Source organism: Sinorhizobium arboris LMG 14919 (genome assembly GCF_000427465.1).
Taxonomy (GTDB): Bacteria; Pseudomonadota; Alphaproteobacteria; order Rhizobiales; family Rhizobiaceae; genus Sinorhizobium; species Sinorhizobium arboris.
Map to the genome: position 1 here is coordinate 310,135 of NZ_ATYB01000014.1, position 22,768 is coordinate 332,902.

Annotated in this window: 25 protein-coding genes, 2 tRNA genes and 1 pseudogene; 21 read left to right on the forward strand and 7 right to left on the reverse strand. The window is 62.8% G+C overall.

The window, feature by feature from the left end; all coding sequences use genetic code 11:
- Positions 1–58 precede the first annotated feature (58 nt).
- From SINAR_RS0112540 to SINAR_RS0112565, 6 genes are all read left to right on the forward strand, one after another.
- Positions 59–286 carry a hypothetical protein gene (locus SINAR_RS0112540; RefSeq protein ID WP_027999423.1) on the forward strand — a complete coding sequence of 76 codons (228 nt, stop codon included), beginning with the start codon at positions 59–61 and terminating at the stop codon, positions 284–286.
- Positions 283–1,731 carry a TolC family protein gene (locus SINAR_RS0112545; RefSeq protein WP_027999424.1) on the forward strand — a complete coding sequence of 483 codons (1,449 nt, stop codon included), beginning with the start codon at positions 283–285 and terminating at the stop codon, positions 1,729–1,731. The genes SINAR_RS0112540 and SINAR_RS0112545 overlap by 4 nt, the downstream gene beginning before the upstream one ends.
- Positions 1,732–1,745: 14 nt before the next feature.
- Positions 1,746–3,095, forward strand: coding sequence for a multicopper oxidase family protein (locus tag SINAR_RS0112550; protein ID WP_027999425.1), 1,350 nt, complete (start codon positions 1,746–1,748; stop codon positions 3,093–3,095).
- 39 nt (positions 3,096–3,134) lie between these two features.
- Positions 3,135–3,614 (forward strand): cupredoxin domain-containing protein, encoded by a 480-nt coding sequence (locus SINAR_RS0112555; protein WP_033057682.1) that lies wholly within the window; start codon positions 3,135–3,137, stop codon positions 3,612–3,614.
- 23 nt (positions 3,615–3,637) lie between these two features.
- Positions 3,638–3,922, forward strand: a complete 285-nt coding sequence (locus SINAR_RS0112560; protein ID WP_027999427.1) for a copper-binding protein — start codon at positions 3,638–3,640, stop codon at positions 3,920–3,922.
- A gap of 90 nt (positions 3,923–4,012) precedes the next feature.
- Positions 4,013–5,260 (forward strand): adenylate/guanylate cyclase domain-containing protein, encoded by a 1,248-nt coding sequence (locus SINAR_RS0112565; RefSeq protein ID WP_027999428.1) that lies wholly within the window; start codon positions 4,013–4,015, stop codon positions 5,258–5,260.
- Between the two features lie 46 nt (positions 5,261–5,306).
- Here SINAR_RS0112565 and SINAR_RS0112570 read toward each other — a convergent pair.
- Positions 5,307–5,381: transfer RNA gene (locus tag SINAR_RS0112570), tRNA-Thr, on the reverse strand.
- Positions 5,382–5,642: 261 nt separating this feature from the next.
- Between SINAR_RS0112570 and SINAR_RS0112575 the strand changes: the two genes are divergently transcribed.
- The 13 genes from SINAR_RS0112575 (at position 5,643) to SINAR_RS0112640 (ending at position 14,791) form a co-directional block, all read left to right on the forward strand.
- Complete coding sequence (locus tag SINAR_RS0112575) at positions 5,643–5,858, forward strand: hypothetical protein (RefSeq protein ID WP_027999429.1); 216 nt, start codon at positions 5,643–5,645, stop codon at positions 5,856–5,858.
- Between the two features lie 171 nt (positions 5,859–6,029).
- Positions 6,030–7,322 (forward strand): UDP-N-acetylglucosamine 1-carboxyvinyltransferase, encoded by a 1,293-nt coding sequence (murA, locus tag SINAR_RS0112580; RefSeq protein ID WP_027999430.1) that lies wholly within the window; start codon positions 6,030–6,032, stop codon positions 7,320–7,322.
- Positions 7,323–7,476: 154 nt separating this feature from the next.
- Positions 7,477–7,917, forward strand: coding sequence for a DUF2948 family protein (locus SINAR_RS0112585; protein WP_027999431.1), 441 nt, complete (start codon positions 7,477–7,479; stop codon positions 7,915–7,917).
- 64 nt (positions 7,918–7,981) lie between these two features.
- Entirely contained in the window at positions 7,982–9,286 is a 1,305-nt protein-coding gene (hisD, locus tag SINAR_RS0112590; RefSeq protein ID WP_027999432.1) for a histidinol dehydrogenase, read from the forward strand.
- Entirely contained in the window at positions 9,283–9,759 is a 477-nt protein-coding gene (locus tag SINAR_RS0112595) for a UPF0262 family protein (protein ID WP_027999433.1), read from the forward strand. Before hisD ends, SINAR_RS0112595 begins: the two co-directional genes overlap by 4 nt.
- Before the next feature lie 13 nt (positions 9,760–9,772).
- Entirely contained in the window at positions 9,773–10,252 is a 480-nt protein-coding gene (locus SINAR_RS0112600; protein WP_027999434.1) for an arsenate-mycothiol transferase ArsC, read from the forward strand.
- 157 nt (positions 10,253–10,409) lie between these two features.
- Positions 10,410–10,628, forward strand: coding sequence for a translation initiation factor IF-1 (gene infA, locus SINAR_RS0112610; protein WP_004435948.1), 219 nt, complete (start codon positions 10,410–10,412; stop codon positions 10,626–10,628).
- A 97-nt stretch (positions 10,629–10,725) separates the two neighbouring features.
- The gene (locus SINAR_RS0112615) at positions 10,726–11,346 is read left to right on the forward strand and encodes a Maf-like protein (RefSeq protein ID WP_027999435.1); all 621 of its coding nucleotides are present in this window, start codon (positions 10,726–10,728) and stop codon (positions 11,344–11,346) included.
- A 4-nt stretch (positions 11,347–11,350) separates the two neighbouring features.
- Positions 11,351–11,563, forward strand: coding sequence for a DNA gyrase inhibitor YacG (yacG, locus tag SINAR_RS0112620; RefSeq protein WP_027999436.1), 213 nt, complete (start codon positions 11,351–11,353; stop codon positions 11,561–11,563).
- Positions 11,564–11,803: 240 nt separating this feature from the next.
- Positions 11,804–11,879: transfer RNA gene (locus tag SINAR_RS0112625), tRNA-Phe, on the forward strand.
- 233 nt (positions 11,880–12,112) lie between these two features.
- The gene (locus SINAR_RS0112630; RefSeq protein ID WP_027999437.1) at positions 12,113–13,216 is read left to right on the forward strand and encodes a serine kinase; all 1,104 of its coding nucleotides are present in this window, start codon (positions 12,113–12,115) and stop codon (positions 13,214–13,216) included.
- Positions 13,203–14,285, forward strand: coding sequence for a nucleotidyltransferase family protein (locus SINAR_RS0112635; protein ID WP_027999438.1), 1,083 nt, complete (start codon positions 13,203–13,205; stop codon positions 14,283–14,285). The genes SINAR_RS0112630 and SINAR_RS0112635 overlap by 14 nt, the downstream gene beginning before the upstream one ends.
- Positions 14,286–14,482: 197 nt before the next feature.
- Positions 14,483–14,791 (forward strand): hypothetical protein, encoded by a 309-nt coding sequence (locus SINAR_RS0112640; RefSeq protein ID WP_027999439.1) that lies wholly within the window; start codon positions 14,483–14,485, stop codon positions 14,789–14,791.
- A 375-nt stretch (positions 14,792–15,166) separates the two neighbouring features.
- Here the strand turns inward: SINAR_RS0112640 and SINAR_RS01000000133480 are convergent.
- The 6 genes and pseudogenes from SINAR_RS01000000133480 to SINAR_RS0112675 all read right to left on the reverse strand — a co-directional run bounded on the left by SINAR_RS01000000133480 (position 15,167) and on the right by SINAR_RS0112675 (position 20,472).
- Positions 15,167–15,552, reverse strand: a pseudogene (locus SINAR_RS01000000133480) (DUF930 domain-containing protein).
- A 237-nt stretch (positions 15,553–15,789) separates the two neighbouring features.
- Positions 15,790–16,251 carry a YbaK/EbsC family protein gene (locus SINAR_RS0112655; RefSeq protein WP_027999441.1) on the reverse strand — a complete coding sequence of 154 codons (462 nt, stop codon included), beginning with the start codon at positions 16,249–16,251 and terminating at the stop codon, positions 15,790–15,792.
- 77 nt (positions 16,252–16,328) lie between these two features.
- A complete protein-coding gene (locus tag SINAR_RS0112660; RefSeq protein WP_027999442.1) occupies positions 16,329–16,517 on the reverse strand; it encodes a hypothetical protein in 189 nt (62 codons plus the stop codon).
- 166 nt (positions 16,518–16,683) lie between these two features.
- The gene (locus tag SINAR_RS0112665; protein ID WP_027999443.1) at positions 16,684–16,938 is read right to left on the reverse strand and encodes a GlsB/YeaQ/YmgE family stress response membrane protein; all 255 of its coding nucleotides are present in this window, start codon (positions 16,936–16,938) and stop codon (positions 16,684–16,686) included.
- A gap of 128 nt (positions 16,939–17,066) precedes the next feature.
- Positions 17,067–18,359, reverse strand: a complete 1,293-nt coding sequence (gene rhaI / locus SINAR_RS0112670) for an L-rhamnose catabolism isomerase (RefSeq protein WP_027999444.1) — start codon at positions 18,357–18,359, stop codon at positions 17,067–17,069.
- A 13-nt stretch (positions 18,360–18,372) separates the two neighbouring features.
- Positions 18,373–20,472, reverse strand: a complete 2,100-nt coding sequence (locus SINAR_RS0112675) for a bifunctional rhamnulose-1-phosphate aldolase/short-chain dehydrogenase (protein ID WP_027999445.1) — start codon at positions 20,470–20,472, stop codon at positions 18,373–18,375.
- Between the two features lie 201 nt (positions 20,473–20,673).
- Between SINAR_RS0112675 and SINAR_RS0112680 the strand changes: the two genes are divergently transcribed.
- Together SINAR_RS0112680 and rhaS are read left to right on the forward strand one after the other, a co-directional pair.
- Entirely contained in the window at positions 20,674–21,486 is an 813-nt protein-coding gene (locus tag SINAR_RS0112680; RefSeq protein ID WP_027999446.1) for a DeoR/GlpR family DNA-binding transcription regulator, read from the forward strand.
- 168 nt (positions 21,487–21,654) lie between these two features.
- Entirely contained in the window at positions 21,655–22,644 is a 990-nt protein-coding gene (gene rhaS / locus SINAR_RS0112685) for a rhamnose ABC transporter substrate-binding protein (RefSeq protein ID WP_004436001.1), read from the forward strand.
- Positions 22,645–22,768 lie beyond the last annotated feature (124 nt).

Here is a 22,768-nt window from a genome sequence, read left to right on the forward strand (position 1 = left end):
TGTTCGCGAGCAGGCCCTGCTCTCGAGCGCTGCCGCAATCTCCTATTCGGATAAATCCATGAAACATCTGTTTTTCGTGGCCGTCCTGCCGCTTCTTGCGAGCGGTTGCGCCGCCACCTTGCCTCCCGATGTGATCGCCTCGGGCGAACTTCCGGCCAGCGATGCCGGCGTGCGGCCCGCTTCCTATTCGGGTGTGGTCTCGGCCTACACCAATCGGGGCCCGGTCGATCCCAAGCCGTGGCGCCAGCTGAACGACGCGCAAGCCCCGAAGGGAGGCGCATCATGACCAAAGTAAAGATGAAGCTGGCGGCGGCGCTCGCACTGCCGCTGGTGCTCGGCGGCTGCGTTACGGCCGGCGAATACGCGGCAAAGAATGCCGGGTTTTCCCTTGTTTCGGCGACAACGACCGAAGCCGCCGGCAAACGGACCGTCTGGGTGCAGAACCAGGAACAGGCCCGCGCAGTCTCCGACCAAGTGAAGAAGTTGATGGCGAAGAAGACCATCGATGTCGAGACGGCGGTCCAGGTCGCGCTCCTCAACAACAAGGGCCTGCAGGCGGCCTATGCCGATCTCGGCGACTCGGCGGCCGATGCCTGGCAGGCGACAATGCTCGTCAACCCGACCGTCGGTGTCGGGCTGACGGGAATCGGCACGCCGGGGCTTACGGCCTTCCGGACTGTCGAGGGCGCGATCGTCTCGAATATTCTTGCGCTGGTCACGCGCGACAGGAATGTCGCGCTCGCCGACACCGAGTTCCGGAAGGCGCAGCTGGATGCCGCTTCGCGGACGTTGCAGCTTGCTTCCGAGACACGGCGGGCCTGGATCAATGCCGTAGCGGCCTGGGAAACGGTGGGCCAGCTCAACCAGGCGCAGGCGGCGGCCGACGCGGCGTCCAAGCTTGCCGAAAAGCTCGGCGAGAGCGGGGCCATGACGAAGGGGTCGCAGGCCCGCGAGCATGTCTTCTACGCCGAACTGGCGGGAGAAGGGGCCAAGGCGCGGCTCGAGGCGCGTCTAGCCAAGGAGGAACTGACCCGGCTGATGGGCCTCTGGGGTTCGGACATTAAATTCCAGGTGCCGAACCGGCTGGCTTCCCTCCCGAAGGGCCTGATGAAGCGCGACCAGATCGAGGCCGAAGCCCTGCGGCGTCGTGTCGATCTCCAGATGGCGAAGCTCGACCTGGAGGCGACGGCCAGATCCTACAATCTGACCGAGGCCACGCGTTACGTCACCGACCTCAACCTCCTCACCGGCTTCGAGACCGAGCGGGAAAAGGAGGACGGGGACATTTCGTCGGAGACGACCGGCCGGGTCGATCTCGAATTCGCCATTCCCATCTTCGACAGCGGCAAGGCGCGCATGCGCAAGGCCGAGCTCGCCTATATGCGGGCGGCGAACCTTCTCGCCGAGAAGGCCGTCAATGTCCGCTCGGAAGCGCGCTCGGCCTATCAGGCCTACCGCGCCAATTACGACATCGCCCGGCACTACCGCAACAGCATCGTGCCGCTGCGCACCACGATCGAGGAGCAGTCCCTCCTCACCTACAACGGAATGATCACCAGCACCTTCGAACTGCTCGCCGACAGCCGCGAGAAGGTCAATTCGATCCTGCTCGCGATCAACGCCAAGCGCGACTTCTGGCTGGCCGAGGCGGATCTGGCTCCGGCGATCTACGGCGGGGGCATGGGCTCGGGCGAGACCGAGGTCGCGGCGGCCGCCGAGAGCGGCAACTGAGAAAGGAACCGAACATGTTCAACAGACGACAGTTACTCGGCGCGGGTGCCGCACTGGTGTCCACCGCCGCCTGGGCGAAAACGTCGAATATGGGCCTGCCGGAAGCGGCAATCATGGAGACGGCGGAAACGCAAGCCCCCCTCCGTCCGGCCTCCGGGCCCGACTACAACCCGGTGGTGACCATCAACGGCTGGACCGCGCCCCACCGGATGAACGGCGGCGTCAAGGAGTTCCATCTCGTCGCCGAGCCGGTCGAGCGCGAGATGGCGGAGGGGATGACCGCCTATCTCTGGGGCTATAACGGCCAGTCGCCGGGGCCGACGATCGAGGCCGTCGAAGGCGACCGGGTCCGCATCTTCGTCACCAACAAGCTGCCGGAGCCGACGACGATCCACTGGCACGGCATGATCCTGCCGTCCGGCATGGACGGGGTCGGCGGGCTGTCGCAGCCGCACATCCCGCCCGGCAAGACCTTCGTCTACGAGTTCGATCTCGTGAAGTCCGGTACCTTCATGTACCACCCGCATTCCGACGAGATGGTGCAGATGGCGATGGGGATGATGGGGTTCTTCGTGATCCATCCCAAGGACCCGAAATTCATGCCGGTCGACCGGGATTTCGTGTTTCTGCTCAACGCCTACGACATCGAGCCGGGCTCCTACGTGCCGCGCGTCATGGAAATGACCAACTTCAATATGTGGTGCTGGAACAGCCGGATATTTCCGGGCATCAGCCCGCTCGTCGTCTCCAAGGACGACCGTGTGCGGGTACGGGTCGGCAACCTCACCATGACCAACCACCCGATCCACATGCACGGCTACGATTTCGAGGTCACATGCACCGACGGCGGTTGGGTCCGCCCGGAGGCGCGGTGGCCGGAGGTCAGCATCGACATTCCGGTCGGCGCTATGCGGGCCTACGAATTCGACGCCAAATACGCCGGCGACTGGGCGATCCACTGCCATAAGTCGCACCACACGATGAACGCCATGGGACACGATATCCCGACCTTCATCGGCGTCGACAAGAAGGAAGTCGCCGAAAAGATCCGGAAGGTTCGCCCGGAATACATGCCGATGGGCACGGCCGGCATGTCCGACATGGGCAAGATGGAAATGGAACTTCCCGAAAACACCATACCCATGATGAACGGCTGGGGTCCGCACGGGCCGATCGAGATGGGCGGCATGTTCTCCGTGGTCAAGGTGCGCGAGGGCATCTCCGCCGACGATTACTCCGATCCCGGCTGGTACGAAAACCCGCCCGGAACGCAGGCCTGGGAGTGGACGGGCGAGCTTCCCGACTGGACCAGGGCCGACAACGCAAACACCCAGATCACGCCGAAGCATTCCAAACACGGGTGATACCGCATGACCATCTTCAACCAGCCAAAGGACAATATGATGAAAGCTGCAATCTTCGGACTTCTTGTGGCTGCGCTCGCCTCTCCGGCGGTCGCTTCCGGCAGTCACGAGGGCGGTCATGACGAAGTCATGGCCGTCGGCGAGCCCGGCAAGAAGGCCGCCGCCACCCAGACGATCCGGGTCACCATGAAGGAGACGGATGACGGCCAGATGATCTTCGCGCCGTCGGAATTCCAGGTCCGTAAGGGCCAGACCGTCCGCTTCGCGATCATGAACTCCGGCGAGCTGGAGCATGAATTCGTCCTCGACCAGCAGGAGAAGATCATGGAGCACAAGGCGGCGATGGAGAAATTCCCCGACATGGAGCACGAGGATCCGAACGCGATCCGTCTCGCCCCCGGAAAGTCGGGCGAGATCGTCTGGAAATTCACCAATGCCGGCGCGTTCAAGATCGCGTGCCTGGTGCCGGGTCACTACGACGCGGGCATGCACGGCGACGTGACCGTCGCCAAGAAGTAAGCTCCATCAGGAAAGGATTTCACATGAAAATGCTCGTCAATCTCGCGCTGGCTTCCGCCCTCGCCCTCGGTGCCGCCTCCGGCGCTCTCGCCGCCGACTTCACCAAAGGCACCGTCAAGAAGGTCGATGCCAAGGCGAAGAAGGTCACGCTGATGCACGAGGACCTGAAGGAGCTCGAAATGCCCGGAATGACGATGGTGTTCCGGGTCAAGGACGAAGCCCTGCTGTCGAAGCTGAAGGAAGGCGATCAGATCGAGTTCGTCGCCGAACGCGTCGATAGCAAGCTGACCGTCACCGAGGTGAAGTAGCTCCCATCGGGACGCGGCGGGATGCCGCCGCGTCCCCATCCCGGCTTCGCCGGATAGCCGGGAAGCTTCAGCCCCCAAACCGGGTAGGACATGACGTCTACGCTTCACCCAAGCTGGGACTTCGCAAAGGAAATCCGCTCGAGCGCCCTGAGGTTCATCGCCTTCGCGATCTTGCTTGCAAACCTCCTGCTCGGTGGAAGCGAGGGAACCAGAGACACGCACTATGTCGTCGTCATCGCCTATTTCATCATCAGCATCGCTTCGGTGGCGACCGCGCTGCTCCTTCCCGGGCGTTTCTGGCTCAAGACTCTGTTCGTCGTTCTGGACGCGCTGCTCGTCGCCGCGATCCTTTACGCCTATATCCTCGCTCCGGTCACCGAGGACCACAACCTGACCACGACCAGCCTCGTGGTTGGTTTCGTCCTGCTCATTCACGCGGGCCTCCAGCTCGACCGCCGCCTTGTCCTTACTTTTTCCGGCATCGTTCTCGTTTCCTGGGTGGTCATGCTGGCCATCTCGGCGGTGAGACACGGGGCCAGAGACCTCGTGGCGCTGCTTTCTTCCTTCTTCAGTCAGGATTTCGGGCTGACGGTGAGCTTCGGCTTCACGGCCTTTGCCACCTACCTGCTCGCGAGGGATCACGACCGGACGCGCAGCGAAGCGCTCGAAGCGGACCAGCGGCGCCACAATCTGTCGCGGTTCTTCTCACCGCTGATCGTGTCGGAACTGCAGAAAGGGGGCGATGTTTTCGGCCTCGGCCGGCGCAACGCGGCAATCATGTTCGTCGACCTGCGCGACTTCACGAGATTCGCCGAAACCGCCACCGCCGGCGATCTGGCCTTCGTTCTGGCGGAGTACCGGCGGTTTGTTTCCCAGACGATCTTCGATCATGGGGGGACCGTCGACAAGTTCATCGGCGACGGCGTCATGGCCGTATTCGGACAGCCGCGACCCATGGAAAACGATGCCGACCGGGCACTTGCCTGTGCGCTGGATCTGGTCGATGCGCTCAATGACTGGAGGAACCACAACCTCTGGAGGGGCTATCCCGCCCTGGATGCCGTTATTGGCCTGCATTACGGCACGGTCGTCGGAGGCGTTCTGGACAGCGGCGTCCACAGCGAGTTCACGGTGATAGGCGACGCGGTGAATGTGGCGCAAAGGCTCGAAACCCTGGCCAAGTCGCTCGACGCTCCGCTTGTGATTTCGCTTGCGCTGATCGAGCGGCTGCAAGGCCCGATCCCCGCAGCCGGCTGGATGTCCCTGAAATCAGCCGCCCTGGCTGGACGGCGGCTCCCCGTCGATGTCTGGTACCTGCCGTGTCAGTCCCAGGCGTAAGCCATCGCTTTCATGGCGGAAAAATACCTGCTCTTTTAAGGAAAACTGGTGCTGCTAGAGAGATTTGAACTCTCGGCCTCTCCCTTACCAAGGGAGTGCTCTACCCCTGAGCTATAGCAGCGTCCGGCGGCGTTTCGTGGCAAGCCGCATCAGGCGAGGGGCCTATTGCCATAGCTTGAGGGAGAGCGCAAGCCGCATTTCGAAGTTTTTGGGCGGGCCACGCCGGGAAGACAATGGGCTCGCCCGGTTCGGAACGCTAAAGCCGTTCGGTTACAGCCTGTTGCGGCATGGACCGGTCATGAAGCAGCTTCGCGGTTTTCCCCGGATTCGCACTCGTCCGGCCGGCTTGCCGCTTCCGATGGCCGCTGCTTTGCGGTAATGGATGACCATGCAGAGCGACGACCACAACAAGCATGCGCCGGGGCAGGGAAAGGGCGGAGGGCCTTCGAGCGAGGCCGAGGCGAGGCGGCAGCGTCTGGCGAAGAACCTGCGCGACAATCTCCAGCGGCGCAAGCAGCAGATGCGCGCGCGCCGGTCGGGCGCTGCCGACGAAACATCCGGTTTGCCTGCCGCAAAAACGGACGAATCGGAAGATTAAGTCCTGCAACCGGCGGCAGGCGGGACCTTCCGGGTCCTCGCTTTCCCTGCACCCCCGCATTTCAAGGCACTTCTAATTTCACCGCATCTCCACTAAAGAGACGCCCTTCAACAAATGCCGGATCGGCATCGATTTTCCAGAAAGGCGGGCAGCGCCCGTGCGAGAGGTCTCATGGATCGCATCAGGATCGTAGGCGGAAATGAACTCCACGGGGTGATCCCCATCTCCGGCGCAAAGAACGCCGCCTTGCCGCTGATGATCGCGTCGCTGCTGACCGACGACACGCTGACGCTCGAAAATGTCCCGCATCTTGCCGATGTCGAGCAATTGATCCGGATCCTCGGCAATCATGGTGCCGACATTTCCGTCAATGGCCGGCGCGAGCGCCAGGGCGAGAGCTATGCCCGCACGGTGCATTTCACCAGCCGCAACATCGTTTCGACGACGGCGCCTTATGAACTCGTCTCGAAAATGCGCGCGAGCTTCTGGGTCATCGGGCCGCTGCTGGCCCGCGAAGGCAAGGCCCGCGTGTCTCTGCCGGGCGGCTGCGCCATCGGAACGCGGCCTGTCGATCTCTTCATCGAGGGGCTGGCATCACTTGGCGCCAATATCGAGATCGACGGCGGCTACGTCAACGCCACGGCGCCGGCAGGCGGGCTCATCGGTGCGCGTTACGTGTTCCCGAAAGTTTCCGTCGGCGCGACGCATGTGCTGATGATGGCGGCAACGCTTGCCAACGGCACGACCGTGCTCGGCAATGCCGCGCGCGAACCCGAAGTCGTGGACCTTGCCAAATGCCTGAACGCCATGGGGGCAAAGATCAGCGGGCAGGGCACGAGCACGATCACCATAGAGGGCGTGCGCTCGCTCTCGGGCGCCCGTCACCGCGTGCTGCCCGATCGCATCGAGACGGGGACCTATGCCATGGCTGTCGCCATGGCCGGCGGCGACGTCATTCTCGAAGATACGGAGGCGAGTCTCCTGGACACGGCGCTGGAGGCGATCCGCCGCGCCGGCGCGGAGATCAGCGAGACGAACAGCGGCATCCGCATCGTTCGCAACGGCGCCGGCATCAAGCCGGTCGACATCGTCACCGATCCGTTCCCCGGCTTCCCCACCGACCTCCAGGCGCAGTTCATGGGGCTGATGACCCGGTCGAGCGGTGTCTCCCACATTACCGAGACGATCTTCGAAAACCGCTTCATGCATGTGCAGGAGCTGGCGCGGCTCGGCGCCAGGATCTCGCTCTCCGGCCAGACGGCCAAGGTTGAGGGCGTGCCGCGGCTGAAGGGTGCGCCGGTCATGGCGACGGATCTCAGGGCTTCCGTTTCGCTCGTCATCGCGGGCCTGGCGGCCGAGGGCGAGACCATGGTCTCGCGCGTCTATCATCTCGACCGCGGCTTCGAGCGCCTCGAGGAGAAGCTCACGCGCTGCGGTGCCCATGTCGAGCGCGTCAGCGACTGATCCGGGCCGGCGCGTCCAATCGGGTGCGCAAAGCCGCTGCAGCACTTTGAGTCACTTCCCGCGCTCGGGCCGTTGCGGTTTCGGGCGCAACGTCCTATGTCCTTGACGATCGCCCGCTAAAATGCGGGCTGTGAAAACGGACGGGATGAATCGCATGGATGCTTTGAAACTGCTGGCACTCGACGAGGAAGACCTTGGTGTCGTCTCCGCCCATGTGCAGGACGCAGTCTTCAAGGTGGCGGGCGCCGCCTACGACGCCCGCCACCGGCAGTTCACCCTGGTGGTCAATCGCTTCGTCTGGGAAAAGGCGGAGGGCAAACGCCGCAGCTTCGAGCGGCGCCGTGCCGTACTTCTGTTCAAATGCGTCACTGCCGTGCGCTCGCTAGGCTTCGATCGCACCGACATGGAAGCGGTGCTGGATCTTCTCGCCCTGCGCTTCGACGTAAGAGGGAAGGGGCCGGAAGGCACGGTCGAGCTCGTGCTCGCGGGCGAGGCATCGATCGCGCTCGATGTGGAGTGCATCGAGGTACAGCTTGCCGATACCGGCGGCGCCTGGGAGACCGCGTTCAGGCCGCGCCACCCCGAAGGCGCCTGAGGACGCCGGATTGAAAACTCCCGCTTGAGCGTCCCCGCCGGCCACCACCAAAAGGATCATCGCATTGGCAATCAGGCTGAACTACCTCGATACGAGCTTTGAGCGCGATTTCGCCGCGTTCCTGACGACCAAACGGGAAGTTTCCGAAGACGTCAACGCCGTCGTGCGCGCCATCATCGACGATGTCCGCGCCCGCGGAGATGCGGCGCTCGCCGACTATTCCGCGCGTTTCGACGGGGTCGACTTCGCTGTCACGGGCATGGCGGTGACGTCGGCGGAAATAGACGCGGCGATCCGCGCGGTCGCTCCGGAGGTACTCGGCGCGCTGAAAGTCGCGGCGACCCGCATCGAGGCGCATCACCGGCGGCAATTGCCGAAAGACGACATTTACGAAGACCAGATGGGTGTCGGCCTCGGCTCGCGCTGGACGCCGATCGATGCGGTCGGCCTCTATGTGCCCGGCGGCACGGCCAGCTATCCGAGTTCGGTTCTGATGAACGCCCTGCCGGCCAAGGTCGCAGGCGTGCCCCGCATCGTCATGGTCGTGCCGGCCGGCGGCGGGGCGATCAATCCGGCGGTTCTCGCAGCCGCCCGCCTTGCCGGCGTCGAGGAGATCTACCGCATTGGCGGCGCGCAGGCCGTGGCGGCGCTCGCTTACGGCACCGGGACGATCGAGCCGGTGGCGAAGATCGTCGGCCCCGGAAATGCCTATGTCGCCGCCGCAAAGCGGCAGGTTTTCGGCACCGTCGGCATCGACATGATCGCTGGGCCGTCGGAAGTGCTGGTGATCGCGGACCGCGACAACGATCCGGATTGGATCGCCGCGGACCTCCTCGCCCAGGCAGAACACGACGCCGGTGCCCAGGCGATCCTGATCACCGACGATGGCGCCTTCGCCGATGCGGTCGAAAAGGCGGTGGAACGTCAGCTGAAGACGCTGCCGCGCGCCGAGACGGCCGCAGCCAGCTGGCGCGATTTCGGCGCCGTGATCCTGGTTCCGGACTTCGACAAGGCCGTGCCGCTCGCCAACCGCATCGCGCCTGAGCATCTCGAACTGGCGATCGCCGATCCCGACGCCATGGTCCCGGCGATCCGCAATGCCGGGGCGATCTTCATCGGCAGACACACGCCCGAGGTCATCGGCGATTATGTGGGTGGTTCAAACCACGTGCTGCCGACCGCGCGTTCGGCGCGGTTCTCCTCGGGCCTCGGCGTGCTCGATTATGTGAAGCGAACCTCGATCCTGCGGCTCGGTCCGGATCAATTGCGCATTCTCGGGCCGGCGGCGATCGCACTGGCGAAATCGGAAGGCCTCGAGGCCCACGCCCGGTCGGTCGCCATCCGCCTCAACCTCGGGGAAGAGGGATGAAAGCCGATCGCAACCTGCGGCTCTGCGATGTCGTGCTGGACGAGACGATCGGCCGCTCGACGCCGGACGTGGAGCACGAGCGCGCGGTTGCAATCTTCGACCTGCTCGAGGAAAATCTGTTCGAACCCGTCGGGCACCCCGGCGGCCCCTATCGCCTCAATCTGTCGCTGGTCGACGCGAAGCTGGTCTTCCGGATTTCGACGGACGGCGGCGCTGAGGTCGCCACCCACATCCTCTCGCTCACGCCCTTTCGCCGTATCGTGAAGGACTACTTCATGATCTGCGAAAGCTATTACCAGGCGATCCGGTCGGCGACGCCGAGCCAGATCGAGGCGATCGACATGGGGCGGCGCGGAATCCACAACGAGGGTTCACAAACCTTGATGGACCGGCTGTCGGGCAAGATCAGGCTGGATTTCGATACGGCACGCCGGCTCTTCACGCTCGTCTGTGTGCTCTACTGGCGCGGCTGACGGGGAGGCGGAGATGATCGGGACCGCCACGCCGCAATCGAAAGCGCCCCGCTCGGTTCTTTTCATGTGCGGCATGAACGCCATCCGTTCGCCGATGGCCGAGGCGCTCGCCCGCGTGGCGCTGCCGAAAGGGACCTACGTCGCCTCCGCCGGCGTCCGGCAGGGCGAGCGGGATCCCTTCGTTGACGTGGTTCTCGAAGAGGTCGGGTTGACGATAGGCCGGCATCAGCCGCGCACTCTCGAAGAGCTCGAAGACGACTACTTCGACCTCATCGTGACGCTCGCGCCGGAAGCCCACCACGTGGCGCTGGAATTGACCCGTTCCATGGCGGTCGATGTGGTATATTGGCCGACACCCGATCCGACCGTTGCGACCGGCACGCGGGAGCAGATCGTGGCGGCCTACCGGGCGGTGCGCGATCATCTGGCGATGCTGATCGCAAGCCGTCTCGCCGAGGAAAGCCATCGGAAGGGCAATCCTCCGGCGGCATGAACCCGATCCTGGTGCCGTGTTCCGGTGCGCAAAGATCGGGCACCCGAAAAAGCCTGATCAAGGCGGTTCACAAAGCCGCGGCGATTGTGTAGTTTCCGGCAACTTTTTGAGGATGCCTGTTGCATCCGCTATTGAACACGAGAAAGAACAGTCCTGCATGGCGAAAGAAGAAGTCCTAGAATTTCCGGGCGTGGTCACCGAATTGCTTCCCAACGCGACCTTTCGCGTGAAGCTTGAAAACGAGCACGAGATCATCGCCCACACGGCGGGCCGCATGCGCAAGAACCGTATCCGCGTTCTGGCCGGCGACAAGGTGCTCGTCGAAATGACGCCCTACGATCTGACGAAGGGCCGTATCACCTACCGCTTCAAGTAGGCCCCGGCCGAATGCGCGTCCCCCAAAAGTGCTGAGCGGTTTTGGACGGCGACATGCATGACCCTGGCGGAATCTTCCGGGAACAACGGCTCGTTCGATGGCAGTGACCAAGAAACTGATACTGGCGTCCGGATCGCCGCGTCGTGTCGAGCTCCTGGCGCAGGCGGGGATCGAACCGGCGCGTCTCATGCCGATGGACCTCGACGAAACGCCGAAGCGCGCGGAGCATCCGCGGTCCCTCGCCCGCAGGCTTTCTGCCGAAAAGGCGAAGGCGGCGCTTTCTGCGATCACGGGCGACCCGGCCTGGGAGGGCAGCTACATTCTCGCAGCCGACACAGTCGTTTGCGTCGGCCGCCGTATCCTGCCGAAGCCGGAACTAGTGAGCGAGGCATCGAGCGCACTGCATCTTCTGTCGGGCCGCAGCCACCGCGTCTATACGGGCATCTGCCTCGTCACGCCCGACCGTACGCTTCGCCAGAAGGTGATCGACACCAAGGTGCGCTTCAAGCGCCTTTCCACGCTCGATATCGAGAGCTATCTGGCTTCCGGGCAGTGGCGCGGCAAGGCCGGAGGTTACGGTATTCAGGGCATTGCCGGAGGTTTCGTCGTCAAGCTGGTCGGCTCCTATACCAATGTGGTAGGCTTGCCGCTTTATGAAACCGTCAATCTCCTCGTCGGCGAAGGATACGACGTGCACGATCGTTGGCTGGAAGGCTGAGAAGATGCGCGACGGCGGCAAGAAAAACGGTTCGAACGTAGAACCCCTGCGTGCAACGCGTCCCTGTGCGGAGTGCGGACGACCATCCGTTCGCGAGCATTATCCCTTCTGCTCCGAGCGGTGCCGTAACGTCGATCTCAACCGCTGGCTGTCCGGTTCCTATGCCATCCCCGTTGCCGACGACGAGTCGAAGGCCGACGACGGCGACGAACGGTAATTCTTCGCTCAACGCAATACATTCATTATTGCGGAGCGGACTCCGGGGAATTCGCGAGCGCGGCGATCTCTCTGAATTTCTTCGACTTTCACCATTTTTCCGCGGGCAGCTAAATTCCTTCGAAAAAGAGTCATTTGGTGCTGGACACGGCCGAACAAGATGTTATAACCCCGCTCGCTTCCGGGGCGAACGACACGCCCCAGCGGTTTCCCGAAGGAACCCGCCGCCGTTAAGGCAGATGCCCGGATAGCTCAGTTGGTAGAGCAGCGGATTGAAAATCCGCGTGTCGGTGGTTCGAATCCGCCTCCGGGCACCATTCACTTTTTACCCGCAGCCGCCACACCCGTCCCTGCACGCGGGCATTTCGAGGCCACGGCACTCATCCGCGGCCTTAATCCAAGCTGCTTATTTCACCGCCGAGCCATGTATCTTTAGCAGTATCTCATTGAATCCTCTGCCGTTGATGCCCAACCGGGGCTGGCGGGATTGCAAATTTTCGACCACAAATAGGAAACAAGCCGAGGCAAGCGGCAGCGCGAGGGGGTCTGAATGAAGTTCCGCGTCTCCGACGGGGCACGATTTTTCCTGCTTGGGCGACGCAAGACGATTTTCGTCGAAGCGTCGCAGCAGATTTTCGAGGTGGACGATCTTACGGCCTATCTCACCTGCATGCTAGCCGAGCCCGCGTCGCTGCGTCAGCTGGAGGCCGATCTCGTGGCGCGTGGCGCCGGCGCCGCCGAAGCGCGCAAGTCTCTGCGGGACTATCTGCTGTACTGGTCCAGCCAGGGTCTGCTGGAGATTACGTTCGACGCCGAGGAGGGGGAGGCGCTTCATACGCATGTGCTTGACCTGCGGGGAGCCGCGGCCTCGATAGCGTATCACGATAGAGACCTCCTCGATCTCATCCTGCCCGTATTCGATCATCAGGCGGCACAGGGACTGAAGCCTTCGATCTCCTACGCGGTGGCGAAATTCGGCAGGCGGGTCTGCATCAGCCGCAATCGATCTCCCGGGATGATCGTTGCGGTCAACGAAGCGGCGCCGGCGCTGAAAGCGCTGCTGACGGAGGATGTGCTCGCAAACCTCGGCATGAATGTCGCGCTTCATGCCGCCCTTCTGGTGAAGAACGGCAAGGGGCTTCTAATTTGCGGCGCGCCGGGTGCGGGCAAGTCGACGCTCGCTCTTGCCCTCCTCGATGCAGGTTTTGCCTGCGGCGGCGACGATATCGCGCTCATGCGGCCGGACGGCCTGCTGCGTGGCGTACCGTTTGCTCCCGCCCTGAAGCGCGGCGCATGGGGTCTCCTCGAAAGCATGCGCGGCACGGTCGAGGCGGCGCCGGTTCATCGCCGCCTCGACAACCGCCATGTCCGTTACCTGGCGTCGATCCGCTTTGCGTCCGGCGATGCCGTTCCGCTCGGCACGGTTGTGCTTCTGCGCCGCCGCCGCAAGGGCCGCGCCGCGCTTGCAGCCGTCGATCCGGCGCGGGTTCTGTCGGAACTCTTTCTCGGCGCCTACACGCCGACCCGGCGCCTCGGCCTGTCGCAGTTCGACGCCCTGCTGGGCGCCATCCGCGGCGCCAGCGCCATGGAGCTTTCCTATACGCGGCTGGACGAAGCCGTAGAGATGCTGAGCAGGCACCATGACGGCCCGTAGCTACCGCAACCTTCTCGCGCTGGCAGCCTGCCTTAAAGGCAGTCCTCCGGCCGACGTCCACTGGGACCACGTCATCGCTCTCGCCAACGAAAGCCTGACGGTTTCCTCCCTCGCTTTTGCGGCGAGGAACTATGCGGCGGATATGCCCGACGACGTCCGCGAGTATCTGGCTCTGATCTACGACAGGAACTCGGAGCGCAACAGGAGACTGTTGGCGCAACTGACTGAGGCGGTATACTGCCTGAACCGCATCGACGTCGAGCCGGTCCTCATGAAGGGTGCAGCGCTCCTGGTTGCGCAGAGGCCGGGCGAGATCGGCGCGCGGATGCTGACAGATATCGATATTCTCGTCCGCCCCGCCGATATGGCTTCATCGATCGAAGCGCTGCAGGGCATCGGATACGAGATCCGCCTTGCCGCGGGCAGCGGCTCCTGGCCGGGCAATCCCAGATTCCACCTGCCCGCCGTCCTGGAGCGGCCGACGGACGCGGGGAGCATCGATCTCCAATGCCGGCCGAAGGGGCCGGCCTTCTTCAGCGACATCGAATGGCTGTACGAGCACAGCCGCAGAATCGCGCTCGACGGGGGAGACGTCCACGTTCCGTCGCCCTTTGCCCAGATCGTTTTCCTGATCCTGCACGATCAGTTTCAGGATGGCGACTACTGGCGCGGCCTGATCGATCTGCGACACCTTCTCGACCTGTCGAAGCTGGCGGCTTCGGACGGCGTCAACTGGGAGCAGCTGATGTCGCTCTTCGCCGGGGGCTACGAACGACATGCGGTCGAGACGCAAATTCTGACAGCAGCCACATTGTTCGGGATGGCGGGTGCGCCCGGATTATCCGCCGGGACGCTGCCGCGGCTCCAATTGCAGCGGAGGCGGGTTCAGCTCGGACGGGATTACCTCTTCCTCCCCTTCACGGTTTTCACGCTCTTGACCGAGATCGCCCACTACTCCTCCTGGGACCGCTACGGCGGGGAGCCCTATCCCTCTCGCCGTCAGGAAGCAAAGCGCAAACTCCGTGAATTGCGACGCATTTTCCGTCCGAGACCACCCGGAAAGATCTAGAGCACCGCCGCGAAGAGTGCTCCGCGGTTTCCGTCCGGAGCTGCGGCAAATAGCTATTTGGGATTAACTACTGCTGTTTATATAATACACTATATTGCGCGCACGCACCCAAATGTAACACTATTGCCGGATGACATATTATTGTAAAACCTTATTCTAAAATTGGCGTATTAGTCAAAGCACAGGGGAGGCCCTCCATGAGTTCCGAAAAGCCAAACGGGCTGCCGTCGCGCAACGACGAAGACCGGCGCGAATTCCTGAAGAGCTGTGGGCGCTTTGCGGTGGTAACCCCGCCCGCCGTCACTATGCTGCTTTCCACCAGCCTCACCTCGAATGCGATCGCCAAGTCGGGCGGCGGCGGCGGTCGCGTCAAAGGAAACAACGGGTACGGCAATGGCCCCGACCCAACAAATCCCGGTAGCTCGCACGGCCGCGGCGTCGCGCGCGGCGGGCCGGGAGGCGGTCAGTCCCAAAGCGGCTCCAAGTCGGGCGGGATCCTCCGTTAGCCGCGCGTCAATGCGGGTGGAGGGGCGCAGCCGGCCGGCTCACGCGCTTGAGCATTCCAGGAACGTGCGTAACGGATTTCCGCCTGGAACGGCGGAAATGCCCTGGAAGTGATGATCTGTTAACCAGTTTACTACAAAATGCTTGACGTCCGTTGAGGCCGGCCGGTCGGCCCGCCGATCCGGCTCAGGTGCGGCATTCGTCTTCCTGGGGAGTTGGTTAGGATGTACGAAATGACGGTACACATGATGAAGGTGCTGATGAGCATCATTGCCGCACTGTCGCTCGGATCCTTGGTGTTCCTGATGGCGGTTCTTTAGGCGGTTGAAAGGACCGTGCGCGGCTCGGCCCTATCTCCTGACGGCCTTGTGTTTCGCTCAAGGGTAAAGATAGAGCTCGTCCCACTTCTCCCGCGGCACACGTTCTCCGATCTTGTATTCGAAGGAGCTTCCAGGTGCTCGGGATCCGTTCTGCATTTGAACGACAGCTTGTACCAGTCGCCCTTGCTTCTGAACACGGCACCCGATGCCTTCATCCTATCGCCGTTCATGACGGGATCGGCGAAGGTATAGGCGATGACCTTGTCGGGTCTGAACGACGTCTTGTCGGCGCCGATCCGCTCCATTGCTTCCGTATCGCAGCGTTGCTCCAGTCGCGTCTGGGGATCGAGCTTCTCGAATTGCCGGACGAGGGATCGGTCCATCGCCAGCGTCGGGCATGCCGCCAGAGAGGCGAGGGCGAAGGCGCAGGCGAGAGCTTTCATTCTCCGTATCGCTCCAATCTGATCTATGCGCCCAACACTGTGCAGCGATTGTGGGATGACGACATGCACAAGGCGGAGACCAAAGCGCAATGTCGCGTTCCGATTTGATCGGCGTGCTGCGCGGGTTCCGTCAGCATTCATTCGAACTATGTGGCCATTCCAAGGCCACCGTCTGTTTCCTTCAAGCGTAGACCCGTTAGTGCAGGAGGTCGTTTAAGACGTGCGGCGCAGCAGAGGCTACACTGCCGAGACGTCGATCCATTCCGCACCGGTCAGCGCGGCGATGCGCTCGGGACTGATATGGACGGCCGCGTTGGTTGCACCGGCGGCGGGTACGACGATGTCGAACGACTTGAGCGACTCGTCGCAATAGACGCTGTGAGGCTTGGCAAGGCCGAAGGGGCAGACCCCGCCCACCGGATGGCCCGTTTCCGCCTCGACTTCGTCGAAGCCGAGCATGCGCGCCTTGGTTCCGAACCGCGCCTTGTATTTCCGGTTGTCGAGGCGCGCATCGCCGCGGGTGACGATGAGGATGATTTCGTCGCCGACCCGGAGCGCGAGCGTCTTGGCAATCTGCGCCGGTTCGACGCCATGGCCCTCAGCCGCGAGCGCCACGGTGGCGGTGCTCTGTTCAAGCTCGATGACGTCGATGTCGGGTGCATGTTGGGAAAAGAACTGTTTGACGGAAGCAAGACTCATTTCGGACATTCTGTGTTGTGGACGGAAACAGGCGTCGGCGACAAGCGTGCTTCAGCCGCTTTCAGGTGCGACACGCTTCAATCGTCGTTCGAGGCGTCAAGGTCTTCGGGACGCAGCCCCTCCTGCTGCGACGGCAGGTAGCCGTGGCTCGCGAACCAGCTTTCGAGGATCGTGGAGATCGCCTGTTCGCGCGTCAGGGTTCCGGGGTGGTCCGCCATGAAGGACTTGAGCGCGTCCTCGATCTTTTCCGCGTAGAGTTCGGTCATTTTGCCTCCGCTCGTTGGCTTAGGATGGCCGGTCCACGTCTGCAGCACGTTTCCTTATCCTAACCGATCAAGGATAAACGCACAGCAATTCAAGCGCTACAGCAAGCTTTGCGCGCCTGACAAGACGCGCGGCGCAGCAGCGCGGACCGCATGGGGATATCGCGGATCAGGCCTGCTTGACGACGCGAATCAGTACCAGAAGGATCACGGCACCAATCGTCGAATGCATGATAGCCGAAAAGATGCCGGTGCCGATGCTTATGCCGATGGCCGGGAAAAGAAGGCCGGCAATAAATGCGCCGACGATGCCCACGACGATATTCCCGAGCAGCCCGAAGCCGCCTCCGCTGACGATCAGACCGGCGAGCCAGCCGGCAATTGCGCCGACGATCAGGAATACCAGAATGCTTTCGATGCCCATGAATCACCCCTCTCGATTGTATTTCGCTCGGGAGGATAGATCATGTATCGCATTCAGATAGAGGGCAATTTGACCGCGCCCGGATTTTTTACGCTGCGTCGGCGACACGGAGACGTGGCGAGCGTGTTTCAGACGATTCCGCCGCCACCGCCGGCGACCGGGGGGCGCTCGGCCGCCACCCTGACGCGGTAGCCGCTTGCCCGGTAGGCTGCAACCGGCGCGATCGCACCGCCGTTTTCGAAACGGGCCATGGCAAGGACAGGTTCGACATCGGTCCGGAAGGCAGCTTTCAGCGTTTCGGATGCCATCAGCGCATCGTTCTCCTCCTGATAGGCTGCAAGTGCCTTGCGGTCGACGATGAGCGCCTGTGCATAGGCGCGGCCGACTTCCATCGCGCTCGTCATGAGGCTTTCGATCGGGTCCGTCACATTATGGCTCTGGTCGAGCATATGGGCCGGGTCGAAACCCGCCGCAGCGCGTGTCTCGGCGTCGACGAGTTCGTTGAAGACGAGGAACAGGCGGTAGGGATCGATCGATCCGGTGTCGAGATCGTCGTCGCCATATTTCGAATCGTTGAAGTGGAAGCCCCCGAGCTTCTTGAACTGGATCAGCCGGGCGACGATCATCTCGATGTTGACGTTCGGTGCGTGGTGGCCCAGATCGACGAGGCAGAAGGCCTTGGGCCCGAGTTCCTGTGCGATCAGGTAGTTCGTGCCCCAATCCTGCACGACGGTCGAGTAGAAGGCCGGTTCGAACATCTTGTGCTCGGTGAAGATGCGCCAATCATCCGGAAGCGCGGCATAGACTGCCTTCATCGAGTCGAGATAGCGTTCGAATGCCCGGGTGAAATTGCTCTGTCCGGGAAAGTTGGAGCCGTCGCCGATCCAGACCGTCAGTGCTTTGGAACCGAGCGCCTTGCCGATCTCGACGCATTCGAGATTATGCTCGATCGCCTGGCGTCGGGTGGCGGAATCGGTGTGGGAGAGAGAGCCGAACTTGTAAGAATACGCCTGGCCGGACGCGTCCGAGAAGGTGTTCGAGTTCATCGCGTCGAAGCTCAAGCCGAGCGCCGTGCCCTTCTCCTTCAGGGCCTTAAGATCGGAGACCTTGTCCCAGGGGATATGGAGCGACACGGCCGGCGTCGCCCGAGTCAACTGCTGGATGACGGCGCAATCCTCAAGCTTGTCGAAGATGTTGCGTGGCTCGCCGGCGCCGGGGAAACGGGCAAAGCGCGTGCCGCCGGTGCCGACCCCCCAGGAGGGAACGGCGATGCCGTAGGCGGCCACCTTTTCCTTGACCGCATCGATGTCCACGCCGCGGCGCGACAGCCGCTCGCCGAGGCTTTCGTAGTCGCGGCGGAGGGCATCGCGGCGGTTTGCGTTTTCTGCCTCGACGACGGATGTATCGATCATCAGGGTCATCAGAGCCTCCCTGTCAGCGTGTGAACGACTGGGCGTTGCCCGCGTCGACATTGATGATGTTGCCGGTAGATTTCGCCGACATGTCGGAGGCGAGGAAATAGATGGCCTCGGCGATATCCTCCGGGAAGACGCTGAGCTTCAGCATAGAGCGCTCGCGGTAATGTGCCTCCAGTTCGTCGACATCCATCTTGTAGGCCGCAGCGCGCTGCTCCTTCCATTCGCCGGTCCAGATCTTCGAGCCGCGCAGCACCGCATCGGGATTGACCACATTGACCCGGATCTGCGCCGACGCCCCTTCGAGCGCGAGGCAGCGCGCGAGGTGGATTTCGGCCGCCTTGGCGGTGCAATAGGCCGACGCTCCGGGCGATGCGGCAAGCCCGTTCTTCGAGGCGACGAAGACAACATTGCCGCCGGCCCCCTGGTTGCGGAAGATGCGGAAAGCCTCACGCGAGACCAGGAAATAGCCCGTCGCGAGAATGTCCATGTTCCTGTTCCAGAGCGCCAGCGTCGTGTCCTCCACCGCCGCCGAAGTGGCGAGGCCGGCATTGGAGACGAGAATATCGAGGCCGCCGAAGGCAAGGAGCGCGTCGCCGAAGCCAGTTTCGACGGCCGCTTCGCTCGTGACGTTCATGTTGACGGAGCGGACGAAGTCCTTGCCGTAGCGGGCGGAAAGCTCCGTCTGAGCAGCTTCGAGCGCCGTCTCGTCGATATCGGCAAGCACCACGCAGGCGCCTTCCTGCATCAGCCGGTTGGCCGTCGCCTTGCCGATGCCGCCGGCGCCGCCGGTGACGAGCGCGATGCGCCCGGCAAGGCTCTTCGGCTTCGGCATGCGCTGCAGCTTGGCTTCTTCGAGCAGCCAGTATTCGATGTCGAAAGCTTCCTGCTCCGGCAGTCCGACATAGGTCGACACGCCGGACGCGCCGCGCATCACATTGATCGCATTGACGTAGAACTCTCCCGAGACGCGCGCCGTTGCCTTGTCCTTGGCGAAGGTGATCATGCCGACGCCCGGAACGAGATAGACGACGGCATTCGGATCGCGCATGGCCGGGCTGTCGGCACGCTTGCAGCGCTCGTAATAGGCCGCGTAGTCGGCGCGATAGGTGGCGATCGCCTCGGGCAGGCCCGCAAGCGTCTTTCCGATGTCCGGCTGTGCCGGGTCGAAATCAACGACCAGCGGCCGGATCTTGGTGCGCAGGAAATGGTCGGGGCAGCTCGTGCCGAGTGCCGCCAAGGGTTCGAGGCTGGTCGAAGTCACGAAATCGAGTACCGCCTGGCTGTCATCGAAGTGACCGACCTTGCTTTCCCCCGCACTGATGAGACCGCGGATCACCGGCATCAGCTTCTTCGCGATGGCGGCGCGATCGGCGGAGGCGAGCACCGGCTTCGACTGACCGCCGAAGGCGGGACCCGTGTTCTCGGTCTCGAACCAGGCGATGGCGCGGTTGATGATCTCGATCGTCGTCTCGTAGGCCGCCTTGGCCGTGTCCCCCCAGGTGAAGAGGCCGTGGCTTTCGAGCACGACGCCGCGCGCATTCGGGTTCTCCTGACAGAACTTTTCAAGCCAGAGGCCGAGCTCGTAGCCAGGCCGCTTCCACGGCAGCCAGCCGATCTCGTCGCCGAAGATCCTGCTCGTCAGTTCCTTGCTGTTCTTCGAGGCGGCGATGGCGATGATCGCATCCGGATGCATGTGATCGACATGCGGCTTCGGAACATAGGCGTGCAGCGGCGTATCGATCGAGGCGGCGCGCGGATTGAGGTTGAAGGTGCAATGCGGCAGGTAGCCGACCATCTCGTCTTCGAATTCGACGCCGCGATAGATGCCCTTCAGCGCCCGGAGCTTGTCCATATAGAGGGTGGAGAAGCCGTCCATCTTGATCGTGCCGACGTCGCCGCCCGATCCTTTGACCCAGAGGACCTCGACCATTTCGCCGGTCAAGGGATCCTTTTCCATGATCTTGGCGGAGGTGTTGCCGCCGCCGTAATTCGTGATCCGCTTGTCCGATCCGAGGAGGTTCGAGCGGTAGAGGAGCTTTTCCGGCTCGGTCATTCCTGCCGCCTTGCCCTCGTCCCAAAGGTTGGCAAGGCGCGCGCCCTGTTGCTTGTCGAGCATGTCGAACTCCTCCCGCTGAGCTGGTCGCCGCCACACCGGGCAGCGGCGACATGATTGGCATCAGATCACACGGGGAAAGCACAGGTGTCAATCAAAAACGATCAAAAACATTCATGACGCGCCGCACAATGAAAAAACATGATTGATTGTGATTGACAATGCTCGGAAGGGATGGAAGCATGCGGAGCATCGGAGGAGCGCATGCACGAGAAGGAAAGACACAGGATCATCCTGTCGGCCGTACAGGAAAAGCCGGTCGCGACCGTGCCCGAACTCGTCGATCTCACCGGCAGCTCGGAGGCAACGATCCGCCGCGACATCGCGGCGCTCCATGTGCAGAAGCGACTGCGCCGGGTCCGAGGCGGTGCCGAGGCGATCAATCCTCCACAGTTCGTCGGCCTTGCCGGCCGCCCCTTCCGGGTCAACGAAGGCTTGCACGCGCGGGAGAAGCAGGCGATCGCCCGCGAGGCGGTAGCGCTCTGTCAGGACGGCGAGCCGATCATCATCAATGGCGGCACGACGACCTTTCAGATGGTGCATTTCCTCGCCAATCGCCGAATGCAGGTGTTCACCAATTCCTTTCCGATCGCCGAGCACCTGCTCAAGCATTCCAAGAACACCGTCATGCTGTCGGGCGGGACGATCTATCGCGAGCAGAACATCATATTGAGTCCCTTCGAGAACGACGTGACGCGCAACTTCTATGCGCGGCGCATGTTCATGGGAGCGCAGGGGCTGGGCCCCCTCGGACTTATGGAAGCCGATCCGCTGCTGATCCAGGCCGAGCAGAAGCTGATCGACCAGGCCGACGATCTCGTCGTGCTCGTCGATTCCTCGAAGTTTCACAGGCGCTCGAGCCTCATTCTGTGCGGGCTCAAGCGCATCGCCACTGTCATCACCGATTCGGGCATCGAGGACCGCCATGCCTCGATGCTCGAAAACGCCGGCGTCAGTCTGATCGTCGCCGCTCAGAGCGCCAGGGTCGACGCCGGAACGGCTTCGACATCCGCATGAAACGGATGGGAAGAGGAAGTTGAAGCACTTTCAGGAAACTGCGTGACGGGTTCCGTCCGGAAGTGCGCAGTTTCAAAGAGTTGGGTCGTTTCACCGTTCGGTGGAGCGACCGGTCGGGCAGGAAGACGCAGCCACTCCGGATGCGGGCCCATGGGAGGAGAAAAAACGATGAAAGTCCTGAAATCATTGATGGTGACGGCGGCCGTCGCCGTGGCGCTGATGGCCAATGCAGCGCATGCGGAAAACAAGAAGATCGCCCTTGTCGTCAAGGCGCTGGGCATCGGCTTCTTCGAAGCCGCCAATAAGGGAGCACAGGAAGCCGCCAAGGAACTCGGCGACGTCGAGATCATCTATACCGGCCCGACCTCGACGACAGCCGAGGGCCAGATCGAGGTGATCAACTCGCTGATTGCCCAAAAGGTCGATGCGATCGCGGTTTCGGCCAACGACACGGACGCGCTCGTTCCGGCGCTGAAGAAGGCGATGGATCGCGGCATCAAGGTCATTTCCTGGGATTCGGGTGTGGCCAAGGAAGGCCGCTTGATGCATCTCAACCCCTCCTCGAGCCCGCTGATCGGCAACATGATCATCAAGCTCGCCGCCGACAATCTGCCCGAAGGCGGCGACGTCGCGGTGCTCTCGGCCTCCGCAACGGCGACCAACCAGAACACGTGGATCGCCGAAATGAAGAAGGTCCAGGGCAACTACAAGGGCATCAATGTGGTCGCCACCGTCTATGGCGACGACCTGGCCGACAAGTCCTATCGCGAGACGCAAGGGCTCATCCAGTCCCATCCGAACCTGAAGGCCATCATAGCGCCGACCTCCGTCGGCATCGTCGCCGCGGCGCAGGCCGTGACCGACGCCGGCAAGATCGGCCAGATCAACGTCACCGGTCTCGGCCTTCCCTCCGAGATGGCTGGACACGTGAAGTCCGGCGCCTCGAAGTCCTTCGCCATCTGGAACCCGATCGACCTCGGCTATTCGGCAACGATGATCGCCTATGACCTGATCAACGGTGCCGAAGCCAAGCCCGGCGCGGAACTCAAGATGGGCCGCATGGGTACCGTCAAGCTCGACGAAAACAATGAGGGCGCCATGGCCGATCCGTTCGTCTATGATGCCTCCAACGTCGAGGAATTCGCGAAGATCTTCTGATCGGGTGGGAGGGAGCTGCCCCTCATCCGGCCTGCCGGCCACCTTCTCCCCGCAGGCGGGGAGAAGGATACACGCGGCGACGCCTTCGTCCCCTCTCCCCGCGCGCGGAGAGAGGGCCAGGGTG

Bases quoted from the DNA above. Each gene is read 5' to 3' on its own strand.
- SINAR_RS0112540 (WP_027999423.1), top strand. From the start codon at position 59: ATGAAACATCTGTTTTTCGTGGCCGTCCTGCCGCTTCTTGCGAGCGGT.
- SINAR_RS0112545 (WP_027999424.1), top strand. From the start codon at position 283: ATGACCAAAGTAAAGATGAAGCTGGCGGCGGCGCTCGCACTGCCGCTG.
- SINAR_RS0112550 (WP_027999425.1), top strand. From the start codon at position 1,746: ATGTTCAACAGACGACAGTTACTCGGCGCGGGTGCCGCACTGGTGTCC.
- SINAR_RS0112555 (WP_033057682.1), top strand. From the start codon at position 3,135: ATGAAAGCTGCAATCTTCGGACTTCTTGTGGCTGCGCTCGCCTCTCCG.
- SINAR_RS0112560 (WP_027999427.1), top strand. From the start codon at position 3,638: ATGAAAATGCTCGTCAATCTCGCGCTGGCTTCCGCCCTCGCCCTCGGT.
- SINAR_RS0112565 (WP_027999428.1), top strand. From the start codon at position 4,013: ATGACGTCTACGCTTCACCCAAGCTGGGACTTCGCAAAGGAAATCCGC.
- SINAR_RS0112575 (WP_027999429.1), top strand. From the start codon at position 5,643: ATGACCATGCAGAGCGACGACCACAACAAGCATGCGCCGGGGCAGGGA.
- murA (WP_027999430.1), top strand. From the start codon at position 6,030: ATGGATCGCATCAGGATCGTAGGCGGAAATGAACTCCACGGGGTGATC.
- SINAR_RS0112585 (WP_027999431.1), top strand. From the start codon at position 7,477: ATGGATGCTTTGAAACTGCTGGCACTCGACGAGGAAGACCTTGGTGTC.
- SINAR_RS0112595 (WP_027999433.1), top strand. From the start codon at position 9,283: ATGAAAGCCGATCGCAACCTGCGGCTCTGCGATGTCGTGCTGGACGAG.
- SINAR_RS0112600 (WP_027999434.1), top strand. From the start codon at position 9,773: ATGATCGGGACCGCCACGCCGCAATCGAAAGCGCCCCGCTCGGTTCTT.
- infA (WP_004435948.1), top strand. From the start codon at position 10,410: ATGGCGAAAGAAGAAGTCCTAGAATTTCCGGGCGTGGTCACCGAATTG.
- SINAR_RS0112615 (WP_027999435.1), top strand. From the start codon at position 10,726: ATGGCAGTGACCAAGAAACTGATACTGGCGTCCGGATCGCCGCGTCGT.
- yacG (WP_027999436.1), top strand. From the start codon at position 11,351: ATGCGCGACGGCGGCAAGAAAAACGGTTCGAACGTAGAACCCCTGCGT.
- SINAR_RS0112630 (WP_027999437.1), top strand. From the start codon at position 12,113: ATGAAGTTCCGCGTCTCCGACGGGGCACGATTTTTCCTGCTTGGGCGA.
- SINAR_RS0112635 (WP_027999438.1), top strand. From the start codon at position 13,203: ATGACGGCCCGTAGCTACCGCAACCTTCTCGCGCTGGCAGCCTGCCTT.
- SINAR_RS0112640 (WP_027999439.1), top strand. From the start codon at position 14,483: ATGAGTTCCGAAAAGCCAAACGGGCTGCCGTCGCGCAACGACGAAGAC.
- SINAR_RS0112655 (WP_027999441.1), bottom strand. From the start codon at position 16,251: ATGAGTCTTGCTTCCGTCAAACAGTTCTTTTCCCAACATGCACCCGAC.
- SINAR_RS0112660 (WP_027999442.1), bottom strand. From the start codon at position 16,517: ATGACCGAACTCTACGCGGAAAAGATCGAGGACGCGCTCAAGTCCTTC.
- SINAR_RS0112665 (WP_027999443.1), bottom strand. From the start codon at position 16,938: ATGGGCATCGAAAGCATTCTGGTATTCCTGATCGTCGGCGCAATTGCC.
- rhaI (WP_027999444.1), bottom strand. From the start codon at position 18,359: ATGACCCTGATGATCGATACATCCGTCGTCGAGGCAGAAAACGCAAAC.
- SINAR_RS0112675 (WP_027999445.1), bottom strand. From the start codon at position 20,472: ATGCTCGACAAGCAACAGGGCGCGCGCCTTGCCAACCTTTGGGACGAG.
- SINAR_RS0112680 (WP_027999446.1), top strand. From the start codon at position 20,674: ATGCACGAGAAGGAAAGACACAGGATCATCCTGTCGGCCGTACAGGAA.
- rhaS (WP_004436001.1), top strand. From the start codon at position 21,655: ATGAAAGTCCTGAAATCATTGATGGTGACGGCGGCCGTCGCCGTGGCG.